This is a genomic window from Acinetobacter sp. AOR43_HL, assembly GCF_027854635.1.
Classification (GTDB): Bacteria; Pseudomonadota; Gammaproteobacteria; order Pseudomonadales; family Moraxellaceae; genus Acinetobacter; species Acinetobacter pittii.
The window spans coordinates 591,584-605,587 of the sequence record NZ_JAKTHX010000029.1 but is presented as its reverse complement, the minus strand read 5'-3'; the positions used below and the strand labels follow the sequence as shown (position 1 = coordinate 605,587).

Sequence of the window (14,004 nt, the reverse complement as noted above, 5' to 3'; positions counted from 1 at the left end):
GTTATATTACTGCTCATTAAGGTAACAAGTTCAGTTAAAAAAAATAATTCAACTTGTTACCCTTATTACTTAAGTTATTGAATTTTATAAGACCAAAAAGGAACAAGTTGAGTTAAACATACGCTATCCTTCATTTGTTTGTAGTGCTTATTTCTTTCTAGCTATTGCGGTACTTTTAGCTATGTGGTCTGACGTTGCTATTGATGGATAATAAATAGGATTCATAAAATCTAATTAAATAGAAATTATGATTAGGTTTGGCTAATAATCGCTTGTTTGATTTTTATTGAGCTTTTTCTCTACCTAGAGCTCCTAGAAATTAAAACTATATTTCGCTACACCATTTTCCTAAAATCTTTAAAGTCTATGCTAAATTCTAATTTATTAGCTCTGATATGCTCAAATCCGCAATATAAAGCAAATTTAATTACAGATTGGCTTAATAATGTATATTTAGTCACATTTTTATTAAAATCTATATTTTATTTCTCAGTAATAATTTTGAAATATAAATTATAAATTAAAAAATGAATTATATTTTTATTAAATATTTTAATGTATATCATGATTTTTTAATTTGCAGCCTGTTTTTTTATTAATCATTATTTTCTAAATTTTTAAAAATAACAATAACTTAATATTGTTTTTGTGGTTTTATTATTAATAAATTTTTAGAAATTATAACTATTACATTATTTAAAGTATTTAATGTGATTTATATCACGTATAAATTAATGATTTTTTATTATTTAAAGCTTAATGATTGTTTTTAAATTAAAAATAAGGTATCAAATATATATAAACTATTTTATAAATAGGTATATAAAATGAAAAATAATATATTTAAAATTCTTGTTTTGATGGTGCTTTCCTCTTCCCCACTATTTTGTTATGCAAGTAACACAATAATGATAAGAGGAAATATTGTTGAAGATACATGTTCAAGAGAACATAGCGAGATAGAATGTGTTGAGGTAAATAATTTAAATATTAAACTTGATAGTGAATATTTAAATAAAGATAGTCTTTTTAAATTAGCTCAACATACTGAGAAAATGGACACAAGCATTGAGAGCATAAGTTCTAACCACAAAGTCGTGCTTATTAATTACCATTAATATCCAAACTTATTTTTGCAGTAAGTTTGATAAAAGAGTGATTTGTCGAATCCATCGCATGTTTTGATGAATTGATTGATGAGTCACTCTTTTTTTATAAAAAATGACTATTTGTATATTTTTTCTGTATACATATGCATAATTTATTCTATATAATTGTATTCTATGAATTTAAGCTTATTTTTCACATAATTTGTTTAATTCTTTTTTATTTACATCGTGTACTTATGTAATTTTCTTCTCTTCATAGCTTTTCTTTTTTATAAAATAAAAAACTTTCATAAACAATAATATAGGTTATTGATGGTCGGCCTGAACTTCAAATATAAAACGTGATTTAATTAAAATTATGAAAAAATAATGTGATATAGTTTGCATTTTGTTTAAGAAGTGTTAAGATCGCCGCATTACTTTTCAAGATGTCAAACACTGGAAAAGTAAGGAAATAAACTTTTATCCAGACTTTTGAGAAAACACTATGAAAAAACTTGCTTTGATCGCTGCTCTTTCGGTTGTAGGGATTGCTAATGCTCAAGCTGCTGATGGTACAATTACAATTAATGGTTTAGTTACAGACAAAACTTGTAACATCGCTACTCCAGCTGGTAAAGATTTCACAGTTACTCTTCCAACTGTTTCTAAACAAACTTTAGCTGCTGCTGGGAATGTTGCTGGTCGTACTCCTTTCCAAATTAAATTAGATAAATGTTCTGAAGGTAAAGTAGCTACATACTTTGAGCCAGGTGCAACTGTTGACTTCAATACTGGTCGTTTAATTAACACAGATGCTACTGGCGCTAAAAACGTTAATGTTCAACTTTTAGGTAGTAACAATAATTTCATACCTGTACTTGCTGCGGGTACAAATGGTGCTCAAGCTAATTCTCAATGGGTTGATGTAAGTGCAACTGGTACTGCTGACCTTAACTACTATGCTGAATACTATGCAACTGGCGCTTCTACTGCTGGTAAAGTAACTACTTCTGTTCAATACACAATTATCTATCAATAATTAATTGATAGCGGGGTTTCTATGTCCGCATGGAAACCCTGTTTTGTGTAACACTTTCCTGAATCTTTCTTGGTTGAGAACTCGAAAATGAAATTGAACAGTTATAATTTTTTGTTAGGTTTAGCATTTGCTTCAGCAGTTATTGCACCTGCTACTCAAGCAGAAATTGTAATTCATGGCACTCGTGTAATTTACCCGTCAGATGCTAGAGAAGTTACGCTACAAGTTAGCAATAACGGTTCAAAGCCAGCACTTGTCCAAGCTTGGATTGACGAAGGTGACCCAAAAAGTACACCGGACCAATCAAAAGTTCCTTTTATGATTGCTCCTCCTATTTCTCGTGTTGAAGCAACGAAAAGTCAGACTCTTCGTATTACAGCTTTACCAAATGCTTCTCAGTTAAATCAGAAGCAAGAAACAGTTCTGTGGTTGAATATCTTAGATATTCCACCAAGACCTACTTCAAAAAGTGAAGATACGACGCCTGATAATTTCTTACAACTTGCAATTCGTTCACGTATTAAATTCTTCTATCGTCCTTCATCGATTAAAGAAGATGCGAATTTAGCATCAGATAAGCTTCAATGGATTAAATCTGGTCAAAATTTAACGGTAAAAAATCCTACCCCTTTTCATATCACAATGACTTCTGTTTACCAAAAGGCAGGTGATAAAAAGGTTGATTTATTACCTCAGGGGCTAATGATTAAGCCTTTCTCTGAAGCGTCAGTTCAGCTTAAGAATGGCAACCTTCAAGATATGAGTTTTATTAACGTCAATGACTACGGTGGTCGCGTTGAGCACCCGATAAAATTTCAGTAATCAGATTTATCTTTTTAATAAATTTAAGCACCTATATGTGTAGGCGGACTTAGCTATGCCAAAAAAAAGGCAAGAATCTTATAAATTATTAAAACGCCATATTTGTTACTACTTGGCTTCTGGTGTTGTCACAATGACAATGCCTGTATTCGTGCATGCTGAAGAAACAACTACGAGTGCTCCAGTAGAGGCTGAATTTGATTCTGCTTTTTTAATTGGGGATGCTCAGAAAGTTGATATTTCTCGTTTTAAATATGGAAACCCTGTTTTACCAGGCGAATATAACGTTGACGTATATGTAAATGGTCAATGGTTTGGTAAACGTCGTATGGTCTTTAAAGCATTAGACCCTAATAAAAATGCGGTAACCTGTTTTACAGGGATGAACCTGCTTGAGTACGGCGTTAAACAAGACGTTTTGTCTAAACACACTACCCTTCAAAAAGAAAATAATAGTTGTTATAAAATTGAAGAGTGGGTTGAAAATGCATTCTATGAATTTGATACCTCTCGTTTACGTGTAGATATTTCTATTCCGCAAGTTGCTTTGCAAAAAAATGCGCAAGGCTATGTCGACCCAAGCGTATGGGATCGCGGTATTAATGCTGGTTTTCTATCTTATAGTGGTAGTGCCTATAAAACATTTAATCAATCGAATGATCAAAGCGAAACAACAAACGCATTTATGGGCGTTACAGCCGGTTTAAATATTGCTGGCTGGCAATTACGTCATAATGGCCAGTGGCAGTGGCAAGATACACCTGCTGAAAACCAATCTAAATCAGATTATCAAGAAACAAGTACATACTTGCAAAGAGCCTTCCCTAAATACCGTGGTGTTTTAACGCTAGGTGATAGTTTTACAAACGGCGAAGTATTTGACTCTATTGGGTATCGTGGTATTGACTTCTCAAGCGATGACCGCATGCTACCAAATAGTATGTTGGGCTATGCTCCACGTATTCGTGGTAATGCAAAAACCAATGCAAAAGTTGAAGTTCGTCAACAAGGCCAACTTATCTATCAAACAACTGTTGCACCAGGTAATTTTGAGATTAATGACCTTTACCCTACTGGTTTTGGTGGAGAAATAGAAGTTTCTATTATTGAAGCAAATGGTCAAGTACAAAAATTTTCGGTTCCATATGCTTCAGTTGTACAAATGTTGCGTCCAGGTGTAAACCGTTATTCTTTAACTGTAGGTCAGTTCCGAGATCAAGATATTGACCTTAATCCTTGGGTAGTTCAGGGTAAATACCAACAAGGTATTAACAACTACCTAACAGGTTATACAGGCATACAAGCTACAGAAAATTATGCTGCTGTATTGTTAGGTGCTGCTTTTGCTACACCAATTGGTGCTGTTGCGTTAGATGTGACCCACTCTGAAGCCGACTTTGAAAAACAGTCATCACAATCAGGGCAAAGTTTCCGTTTAAGCTATAGTAAGTTAATTTCTCCGACTAACACAAACTTAACCCTTGCTGCATATCGTTACTCGACAGAAAATTTCTATAAATTACGTGATGCTCTACTTATTCGCGATTTAGAAGAAAAAGGTGTAAACACTTATGCGGCTTCGGGCCACCAGCGTAGTGAATTCCAAATTACTTTAAACCAAGGACTTCCTGAAGGTTGGGGTAACTTCTATGTCGTGGGTTCGTGGGTTGACTATTGGAACCGTAGCGAAAGTACTAAACAGTACCAAATTGGTTATAGCAATAACTACCATGGTTTAACTTATGGTTTATCTGCGATTAACCGTAAGGTTGAGTACGGTTCAAATGATGCGACGCATGATACTGAATATTTAATGACGCTTTCATTCCCGATTAACTTTAAGAAGAATTCAGTCAACGTCAACGTTACTGCTTCTGAAGACAGCCGTACTGTTGGTGCAAGTGGGATGGTTGGCGATCGCTTTAGTTATGGTGCCTCTGTTTCACATCAAGACTATGCAAACCCAACGTTTAATGCTAATGGTCGTTATCGTACTAACTATGCAACTGTTGGCGGCTCTTATAGTATTGCTGATTCTTACCAACAAGCAATGGTTAGCTTAAGTGGTAGTGTAGTTGCACATTCAGATGGTATTTTATTTGGACCTGAGCAAGGCCAAACAATGGTACTTGTACATGCACCTGATGCAGCTGGAGCAAAAGTTAATAATACTGTTGGTTTAAGCGTTAATAAGGCTGGTTATGCGGTTATCCCGTATGTAACACCTTATCGCCTAAACGATATTACGCTTGACCCACAAGAAATGTCGAGCCAAGTAGAGCTTGAAGAAACTAGTCAACGTATCGCACCTTTTGCTGGCGCAATTGCTAAAGTAGATTTTGCGACTAAGACAGGTTATGCAGTCTACATTAATAGTAAAACTGCTGATGGCAACAGTTTACCGTTTGGCGCTCAAGTCTTTAATCAAAAAGATGAAGCTGTAGGTATTGTTGCACAAGGTAGTATGATTTACTTACGTACCCCACTTGCTCAAGATAGTCTCTATGTAAAATGGGGCGATGAAAGCAATGAACGTTGTTCGGTTGAGTACAACATTAGTAATCAGTTGCAAAATAAGCAACAAAGCATGGTAATGACTGAGGCTGTCTGCAAATGAAAAAATTACTCTTAAACAGTGCATTAGTCGCAGTAGGTTTTTGTATTAATACGGCGACTCAAGCTGCGTGTTCACCTAGTTCGGGCTTCAAAACAATTGATGTTCCTATGAGGGTTGGACGAGTTGTAGTTCGACCAAGCGACCCTGTGGGTAAAGTTTTAGTTAAATCACTTTTTGAGATCAGACCAGATTCTTATACCTACTATACCTGTAGTCTTTCGGATATGTTGACGGCACAGTTATTACAAAATTACCCAATTAGTTCACTTGGGGATAGTATCTATTCAACAAATATCCCAGGAATTGGTATTCGTCTCTATCGTGAAGCATTTAATGCTGGAAATTTCTCTGGTTACTACCCTTATACTCGTCGTGTCCCAAGCAGTCGCTTTTATCTTGCAGAAGGCTATTTCGTTGTAGAAATTGTGAAAACAGCTGAAAGTACTGGAGCCGGAACTTTAGTTCCTGGTGTTTATAGTAGTTATTATGCTGGAAACCGAAGTGATCGTCCATTCTTAACCAGTACCGTATATGGTAACGCAATTACTATCGCTTCGTCTTCTTGTGAATGGCGTGGTGCTATTAATAAACAGGTACAACTGCCAACGGTTACAAAGGCAGGTTTTAAAGGTGTTGGTTCAACTCAAGGAGACCAATCCTTCGAACTAAATATTCTGTGTAATGGCGGTATAAACCCAACGGGTTATGAAGAAAAAAACCTTATTAGCTTGAGTTTTGATTATCAACAAGACGGCACTAATACTCAAGTTTTAAAAAATCTTGAACCAAATACAACTAAAGCAAATGGTGTTGGAGTTCAACTTGTATGGAATTATCAAAATAAGAATCAGGTTATTGGCGTAGGTAATAAACTAGAATTGGGAACCGTACAATCAAATCAAACCATTCAATATGATGTTCCTTTAACAGCTCGATACTATCAAACTGCAGCAAATGTTACGCCTGGTAAAGTTCGTGCAATGGCCACTGTAACTATTGAATATGATTAATCATATTCAATAGTTTATAAACATAATAATTTTAAATATTAATAATAAATTTTACTTTATCAATACTTTATAAAAAGTTAATACTTAATTTGATAGGAATATTTATGAAAAAAATAGGTATAGTTACTCTTAGTGCAATTACATTATGTTGGGCTATATATGATGTATATCCTGATAATACCAATACAGTAACACATAATGATTCAAGCAAAAAAGCCGGATCTAAAAACTTTTCATCAACTGTAAAGAATGAAAAATTAGCGCCTCAAATCCTCTTGGCTCAAACGAATTCCCTTAATTCCTCTGCCCCAGTCTGCCAATACAATTTTGATGCAACTCAAGAAGATTATGATCTTTGGAATAATGAACACTCTGATTATTGGTCTATGAAAAAATTCCCATTGATAATTGGCCAAAAATTTAGTCTTAAAGTGGATCAGCCTATACCAGAAAATGAATATGGTATTGTAGAGTATGTAGCTAAAAGTAAAGCTAGTCTTCATTCATCCAATAACATTGGAGATTTCATATTACCTCACACAGGTATTATTGCATTTGAAATGGAGCTTAAGCTTCCAATCTCAGCTCTTGGAAACTCATCATTTGGTAATTCTGCTTATTACTCCTCTGCCATTGGTTTTAATGGCGTAACAAATAATGGCTATACAGTTAGATCCAACTATTGGTTTGATATGGGCACTTATGATCCAGATTTTGGTCAGAATCCTACTAAATTAAGCTATAATATAGCTTATCGGCTTAGAGATAATAGCGGCCCCGACCATCCATACTATAAAGGTCAGAAGCTGACAAATAATGCAAATGGATACCAAAGATTAGGTGTGTATATTAATCAGAACATTAAGCAAGTTGGCTTTATTATAAATGGTGTTGATCAGGGATATAAATCTACTTTACCTGCCCCACTTGAGAATATAAGTTTTTCTGCTTCAAGTGCTATATCAATAGATGCTGAACAATTATTTGGACAAGAGTTGTCAAATGAACTGATTACTGACCGTAATGCGCTACAGTTTAACTACCCTCAAGGTACAACAGACATGTGTGGTAATGCCATTTAAGATATAAACCTATAAGTGGTAAAAAAGGGCTGAATCACAGCCCTTTTTTTATTTCATTTAGAAATGAATGACAGTACGAATTGATTTACCTTCATGCATTAAATCAAAAGCAGTATTAATGTCTTGTAGAGGCATAGTATGAGTCACAAAAGGTTCAAGTTGAATCTCACCTTTCATAGCATCTTCGACCATTTGAGGAAGTTGTGTACGACCTTTTACTCCACCAAAAGCAGTACCTAACCATTTACGGCCTGTAACTAACTGGAATGGGCGTGTCGAAATTTCTTGGCCTGCACCAGCAACACCAATAATAACGGATTGTCCCCAACCACGATGTGCACACTCTAGAGCCGAGCGCATAACATTGACGTTACCAATACATTCAAATGAATGATCTACGCCCCAGCCTGTCATTTCTACAATCACTTGCTGAATAGGTTGATCATAATCTTTTGGATTTAAGAAATCGGTAGCACCAAACTGTTTAGCAAGTTCAAATTTATCTGGATTTGTATCTACGACAATAATGCGCCCTGCTTTCGCTTGACGTGCACCTTGTACAACAGCTAAACCAATACCGCCTAGACCAAATACAGCAACTGAATCACCTTCTTGTACTTTTGCTGTGTTATGCACGGCACCAATACCAGTAGTCACCCCACATCCCAGTAAACAAACCTGTTCGTGATTTGCTTCAGGATTGATTTTAGCCAAAGAGACTTCTGCAACTACCGTATATTCACTAAAAGTTGAACAACCCATGTAGTGGTAAATTGGCTCGCCGTTATATGAAAAGCGTGTGGTGCCATCTGGCATTACACCTTTACCTTGAGTAGCACGTACCGCAACACATAAGTTAGTTTTTCCAGATTTACAGAATAAGCATTCTTTACATTCAGCTGTATAAAGTGGAATCACATGGTCACCAGGTTTAACGCTTGTTACGCCCTCACCCACTTCAACCACAACACCTGCGCCTTCATGACCTAAGATAGCAGGAAAAACACCTTCTGGATCATCGCCAGATAATGTAAAAGCATCGGTATGACATACCCCTGTATGGGTAATTTTTATTAAAACTTCACCCGCTTGAGGTGGTGCAACATCAACTTCAACAATTTCTAAAGGTTTTCCTGGGGCAAAGGCGACAGCTGCACGAGATTTCATCTTTGGGTTTCCTTTAAATCATTCGGTATTTATAGTCGAGCAAAATAGATTATATATTGATAATACAAGAGCTTAATTTTGCTTAAATTAAAATTGGCTTTCATGACAATCCATCACAGCATAGCCAGTCAGATACATCTAAGCAAGCCTACATTTAAAAAAGAAGAAAACCTCTTAGTTGAAGAGGTTTCTTATCAAATCATTAGCTTATAAGCAGCTTGTTTTTACTTAGAGGTAAATATCTGGTGGATATGGTGTGTTATCACTAATTGGAGAATAAAGCGTATTTTCAACAAAGAAGCCATTTGGTGCTTGAGTGGTATCAATCGTAATTGAATCATACATAACTTGTGGATATGCCCAGATAAATTGCTTCATTAACCCTAAAGAAACATTGTTTTTCATGTCACCAAAAATTCGTTGCCAAATGGGTGTTCGATAAGGTTTGGTTTTGTCAAATCCATAAATATAAGCAATAGATGCATCAGGAACAAAACCAGATAAATAAATGACTTTATTGGCAGGATAGCCTAACCCTTGTATAGGTATTTGGGAAACTGCCTGATGTGCCAAGTCTAAGCGAGCTTCTAGCAACCAGTCATAAGCTTCTGTCATCATGTAATCAAAATTAGGATATGAATAATGTTGGCTTGGATAGTTAATATAAGTAGCTAAAGTCTGAATTGGAGATTGAATGGAAGGAAAGAAAATGAGCGGGCTAACTTTGGCACTGGAATATTTTGCTTTGATCACGGTACGAATATTTTGACAGGTTTGACCTAATTTATTCCTAAGCCATGTTTTAAACTCATCATATGGCGTTCCTGTTTTATTCATTGCCTCATAAATAGTACCTAAATCTGGTGCATATAATCCTGTATCTGCATTAAAAGCCAATTTTGTTGGGTAGTCATACACACAAGGTAGATTGGTGTCAGTGTTATACCACCACCAAGGTTCACCAATCTGCATATTTACATCGCATCCACTCACTACCATTGCATCTGCAAACTCAATAAAGACTTTATGTAAATATGCCAAAGCATTCTGATGACTTAAACTAAAAAAATAGCTCGGTGGTTGGTAGCCTGTTTTACCTAAATTACTGTTCCAGTCACGCTGTGCCCAATATTCATTGGCGCCCAAGGAATACATTTCAAAGCTGACCCCAAAAATGGGTTGCAAACTGGCACTATGCAAAGCCTGAGCATATTTCTCATGCCATTTACGAGTGCATGAGTTAACGACCGCCTCGCCTGTCACCAACGTATCAGGTATTTGCCATTTATTAATATCGCTTTTCCATGTCATTTCTGGATAATGCGACATTCCACAATAGTGGTTAACGAAACCCTGGTATCCCAAAGCGACCATATTGTTGACTAGGCGTTGCGGGTTTAAGTCATAGTGGTCATCATAGCTGGTGCAGATGCCATAATTGTGCTGTGGCACAACTACACGGCTCAAATTTAACTTTGCATTTGTTCCAGTTACAACGGAGTTGGTGAGACGAATGTAGCCATCTTTTGGTTGACTTAAAGGTATAGCAGTTTGACCATTATAGTCACTGGTAAAGCCAGAAAATGAAATTCGCTGAATATTGGTTACCGGAAAGCTATCTGTAGCAGAGAAGCCTGCTTTTACTGTATCCCAATTAATACGAATATGCGCCGTTCGCGAGGAAGGATTATTTGCGTAATTAAATAGAACAATATATGCAATTTTATTTACGCCATTTTCATTGTAGTACACCGTTAAAGTGGGCGTTAAACTTGGATTGTTTAGCACTGGCATAGAAGCCGATAATTCAATATCAAAATCCCACACTACCCCTGCATAGCTATATTTGGTTTGATACGCTAAAAATTTATGATCTTTAGTGTCATAAGAATCCCAAGTAATTCCAACCAAATCATTTGTCATACGTGATCTAAAAGATGCTTCAAAACCATTTCCATAGTTCGTAATGGCGAAAGACATCGTTTGCGGGCCGTCTATTCTCCAATAAATAGGGCTAAACCGATCAATAAGTGTATTCTGAGTGATTGGACGAGGTGATGTATTAGTATTATTTTGTACATTCTGTGAGTTATTTATCATGTCTACATTCTCTTAATGTATTAAGAGGTTTTATATTAAATAATAATTCCTATTTTATTGTTCAGATAAGTAACAATGACGTTTAAATTATTTACAGTTTATATTTTTCATAAAGTTTAAAATAAAATTAAACATGAAATCTTAATATTATCCTAAAATATTTTTACACTGAGGAGTTAATAAATGGCAACTTTTATACAGCCTATAAATTTTAAAGGTTTGTTTTTATTTACTCCTCTTGTATTTGCATTATCAGGTTGTACTGAAACTTTATATTCCAACACAACGTCACCCGCAAAGACCTTTTCGGAAAGTAACGCTTATCCAGAGATCGACACAGCATTAGGAGAAAAGATACAGCCTAACGAAGAGTTGCTCGCTCAAAACATAGCTCAAGTCATTGAAAAGTCAATTCGGGAACAGTATACGGCTGGAAATGCTTTACGTGATGCACATCCTAAGGCGCATGGTTGTGTTCGTGCCGATTTTCATGTCTCAAAAAATATACCTGTCCAGTTTGCTAAAGGAATGTTTATTCCAGATCGAAGTTATCAAGCATGGATTCGTTTTTCTAATGCTTCAAATGACGCCTCTAATGCCGACATTAAAAAAGATGCACGTGGCATCGCAATAAAAATTTTAGGTGTGTCTGGACAGAAAATTTTAGAAAGTGAAAAGCAAGCAACCACTCAAGATTTTATTATGATTAATCATCCAGTCTTTTTTGCGAATGATGCTAAACGATATCTTTCTTTTATGAATGACGTGAATAGCCATAATATGGTCAGAAAACTTCACATTCCATTTGCGTTAGGTTTTAAGGGAACAATGAATGCTCTTGGAGCACGTAATTCACAAATTGCAAATCCATTATACGCACGTTATTGGTCTATGGTTCCCTATCAGTTAGGACTTGGCAATGATCGACAAGCAGTTAAATATTCAGTACGTGCTTGTTCAATGCAGCCAAACAATCTACCCAAGAATCCTAGTCATGATTTTTTAAGAGAAGCTTTAAAGAAAACTTTGCAAAGTACAGATGCTTGTATGGAATTTCTTATTCAACCACGAACTTCAAATCAAATGTTGGTAGAAGACTCAATGACAGAATGGGATGAAAAAGCAGCTCCTTTCTATCAAGTAGCAACTATTCATATTCCCAAGCAGAACTTTGACACACCAGAACAAAATAAGTTTTGTGAGAATCTGTCTTTTACACCTTGGCATGCCCTACCTGAGCATAAACCATTAGGCGCAGTAAACCGAATGCGTAAAGTCATTTATGAAAACATCAGCAGAGTTCGACATGATATGAATTCAGTTCTTAGACAAGAACCTTAAATACTTTAGCCATTGTAGTTTGGTGTAAAAATTTTTCTAAAGATGAGAGTTTGCAATTGTTTCTTTTAAGGGAGATTTTTGGTTGTATCGATAGTGATTCGATCAATAAAATCTGCCAACCATAAAATGAAGTCATCTTCGCTTTTATGCTTTGGAATCAAACTCATATCTAGCTTAATAGGGAGTTCATTTTTTACACTAATAACAACACCTTCGAAGTTCACAAAGTTATATAAAAACTTTAGTTCAGTGCCTGCAATAGCTTTTTTTATTTCTACAATAAGATTATTTAAATTTCTAAAATGATTGTTTGAATAAGAACTTTTAATATTTTTATTAATTTTTTCTGCTAATAGTAAGTATTTTGGCATTTCTATCTCCTTATTAATTATTTGTAAAATATAAGTATAAGATGAAAGCTATAAAAATAAGTTTTTAATTTTTATTAAATTGTTTCTGTATTTTTAATTTTAATTGATAAGTTATGTGTAATATAACTGTTTTATTGATTTAAAATGTGATTTGTTTGGGATTTTATTCTGATTAAATTAGTTGGTTTTTTAACCTTATCTCAGGATAATTAATTAAGTTTTATATTAAATAGGCTCAATATTAAATATATTAAGCCTATTTAATTTTTAATATTCACTTAAGACTAAAAGTAAAAATTTATATCTTAAGTAAATTTAGGGAAACTCTTGATTTTATGAATTTTCCCACATTTTCTGCATTCTTTAATTTCGTCATGAGTAATATCAAAGTCATATTCCCAGACATGAATACAAAAAACTTGTCTAAGGTTGTGGAGCATAGACACCTCCTTATAAAAAACCAACTCATTAGTAAGTTCTTTATGAATGCACTTAGCTTATTTTGATGAGTTTTCCTCTTTAGCTTTATCCTCCTTGTGTTTACAGCAGTATCCGAAAACAGCACCAGCACTAAAGAAAAACATAGCCTTGAACATACTTATCTCCAAACGATAGTTAAGTAAATTTAAAATTAACATTGAAGGTTGTATCTGTTTTTAGGCCAATGAGACTGATTCTGTGCGTTATGCAAACTTTTGTGAAAAGTTATAACAATATATTTTTTATGAATAAGGTGGATAAAATTAAAAAACCGCCCCAGTAGGCGGTTGCTGAATTTACAGCGAGATATAGAAGTGTAGTGGACGATCACTTCTATATTTTTTATGTACTTATTTTTCTTGGCTTATAATTTTATTAAAGGCATCTGATTTGAAATAATTAATGATCATCTCTCCACCATCTTGTGTAGAAGAGGATACTTTGGGTGGTTCCTCATAATTAAACTTAAAGTCTGGAGGAATAAATTTTGAGATCGGCGGAAGCTTCGCCTCACCTCCTGTCGTAATTCTTTCAATAAAACCCGCGAGCCAAAGTATATATTCGTCTTTATTTTTATATTTAGGCATAAGGCTCATGTCTAACTTAATGGCACACTCCTCTAAGGGCTTGGTTAGACATTCCTCAAAATCTATAAAATTGTATTTAAGTTTAAATTTGGTGCCTTTAATTTCATTACGAATTACACCAACTAATTGATTTAAGTTTTCTGCCGAGCTTTCTGAAAATAAATTTTTGTCCTCAATCTTTTTATATACATTCTCAGCGATGATTAAATATTGTGGCATCTCTATTTTCTCCCTTTTATTATTAAGCTACTCACTCAGCCCTTTAAGGAAGTATGATAGATATCATGTTTTCTAATG

11 protein-coding genes are annotated in these 14,004 nt (G+C 34.8%); 7 read left to right on the top strand and 4 right to left on the bottom strand.

Going from position 1 to position 14,004, the window contains the following annotated elements:
* Nucleotides 1-827 precede the first annotated feature (827 nt).
* The 6 genes from MKL33_RS14760 (at nucleotide 828) to MKL33_RS14735 (ending at nucleotide 7,661) form a co-directional block, all read left to right on the top strand.
* Nucleotides 828-1,118, top strand: a complete 291-nt coding sequence (locus MKL33_RS14760) for a hypothetical protein (RefSeq protein ID WP_270907254.1) — start codon at nucleotides 828-830, stop codon at nucleotides 1,116-1,118.
* A gap of 478 nt (nucleotides 1,119-1,596) precedes the next feature.
* A complete protein-coding gene (locus MKL33_RS14755; protein ID WP_000731824.1) occupies nucleotides 1,597-2,130 on the top strand; it encodes a fimbrial protein in 534 nt (177 codons plus the stop codon).
* Nucleotides 2,131-2,217: 87 nt separating this feature from the next.
* Nucleotides 2,218-2,952, top strand: a complete 735-nt coding sequence (locus tag MKL33_RS14750) for a fimbrial biogenesis chaperone (RefSeq protein ID WP_162897226.1) — start codon at nucleotides 2,218-2,220, stop codon at nucleotides 2,950-2,952.
* Between the two features lie 55 nt (nucleotides 2,953-3,007).
* Nucleotides 3,008-5,569, top strand: a complete 2,562-nt coding sequence (locus MKL33_RS14745; RefSeq protein ID WP_130172652.1) for a fimbria/pilus outer membrane usher protein — start codon at nucleotides 3,008-3,010, stop codon at nucleotides 5,567-5,569.
* On the top strand, nucleotides 5,566-6,579 hold the full coding sequence (locus tag MKL33_RS14740; RefSeq protein ID WP_069031244.1) for a fimbrial protein: 1,014 nt from the start codon (nucleotides 5,566-5,568) through the stop codon (nucleotides 6,577-6,579). Before MKL33_RS14745 ends, MKL33_RS14740 begins: the two co-directional genes overlap by 4 nt.
* Nucleotides 6,580-6,683: 104 nt before the next feature.
* A complete protein-coding gene (locus MKL33_RS14735; RefSeq protein WP_130119193.1) occupies nucleotides 6,684-7,661 on the top strand; it encodes a DUF4882 family protein in 978 nt (325 codons plus the stop codon).
* Nucleotides 7,662-7,718: 57 nt separating this feature from the next.
* On the opposite strand, the gene MKL33_RS14730 is transcribed toward MKL33_RS14735, so the two are convergent.
* Together MKL33_RS14730 and MKL33_RS14725 are read right to left on the bottom strand one after the other, a co-directional pair.
* The gene (locus MKL33_RS14730) at nucleotides 7,719-8,828 is read right to left on the bottom strand and encodes an S-(hydroxymethyl)glutathione dehydrogenase/class III alcohol dehydrogenase (protein ID WP_270907253.1); all 1,110 of its coding nucleotides are present in this window, start codon (nucleotides 8,826-8,828) and stop codon (nucleotides 7,719-7,721) included.
* A 228-nt stretch (nucleotides 8,829-9,056) separates the two neighbouring features.
* Complete coding sequence (locus tag MKL33_RS14725; RefSeq protein WP_213074439.1) at nucleotides 9,057-10,928, bottom strand: non-contractile tail sheath protein; 1,872 nt, start codon at nucleotides 10,926-10,928, stop codon at nucleotides 9,057-9,059.
* Between the two features lie 183 nt (nucleotides 10,929-11,111).
* Between MKL33_RS14725 and MKL33_RS14720 the strand changes: the two genes are divergently transcribed.
* Nucleotides 11,112-12,269 carry a catalase family protein gene (locus MKL33_RS14720; RefSeq protein WP_119685205.1) on the top strand — a complete coding sequence of 386 codons (1,158 nt, stop codon included), beginning with the start codon at nucleotides 11,112-11,114 and terminating at the stop codon, nucleotides 12,267-12,269.
* A 65-nt stretch (nucleotides 12,270-12,334) separates the two neighbouring features.
* On the opposite strand, the gene MKL33_RS14715 is transcribed toward MKL33_RS14720, so the two are convergent.
* Nucleotides 12,335-12,640 (bottom strand): hypothetical protein, encoded by a 306-nt coding sequence (locus MKL33_RS14715; protein ID WP_057070836.1) that lies wholly within the window; start codon nucleotides 12,638-12,640, stop codon nucleotides 12,335-12,337.
* An 830-nt stretch (nucleotides 12,641-13,470) separates the two neighbouring features.
* Nucleotides 13,471-13,926, bottom strand: coding sequence for a hypothetical protein (locus MKL33_RS14710; protein WP_057070835.1), 456 nt, complete (start codon nucleotides 13,924-13,926; stop codon nucleotides 13,471-13,473).
* Between the last annotated feature and the right edge of the window lie 78 nt (nucleotides 13,927-14,004).

Bases quoted from the DNA above. Each gene is read 5' to 3' on its own strand.
- MKL33_RS14760 (WP_270907254.1), top strand. From the start codon at position 828: ATGAAAAATAATATATTTAAAATTCTTGTTTTGATGGTGCTTTCCTCT.
- MKL33_RS14755 (WP_000731824.1), top strand. From the start codon at position 1,597: ATGAAAAAACTTGCTTTGATCGCTGCTCTTTCGGTTGTAGGGATTGCT.
- MKL33_RS14750 (WP_162897226.1), top strand. From the start codon at position 2,218: ATGAAATTGAACAGTTATAATTTTTTGTTAGGTTTAGCATTTGCTTCA.
- MKL33_RS14745 (WP_130172652.1), top strand. From the start codon at position 3,008: ATGCCAAAAAAAAGGCAAGAATCTTATAAATTATTAAAACGCCATATT.
- MKL33_RS14740 (WP_069031244.1), top strand. From the start codon at position 5,566: ATGAAAAAATTACTCTTAAACAGTGCATTAGTCGCAGTAGGTTTTTGT.
- MKL33_RS14735 (WP_130119193.1), top strand. From the start codon at position 6,684: ATGAAAAAAATAGGTATAGTTACTCTTAGTGCAATTACATTATGTTGG.
- MKL33_RS14730 (WP_270907253.1), bottom strand. From the start codon at position 8,828: ATGAAATCTCGTGCAGCTGTCGCCTTTGCCCCAGGAAAACCTTTAGAA.
- MKL33_RS14725 (WP_213074439.1), bottom strand. From the start codon at position 10,928: ATGATAAATAACTCACAGAATGTACAAAATAATACTAATACATCACCT.
- MKL33_RS14720 (WP_119685205.1), top strand. From the start codon at position 11,112: ATGGCAACTTTTATACAGCCTATAAATTTTAAAGGTTTGTTTTTATTT.
- MKL33_RS14715 (WP_057070836.1), bottom strand. From the start codon at position 12,640: ATGCCAAAATACTTACTATTAGCAGAAAAAATTAATAAAAATATTAAA.
- MKL33_RS14710 (WP_057070835.1), bottom strand. From the start codon at position 13,926: ATGCCACAATATTTAATCATCGCTGAGAATGTATATAAAAAGATTGAG.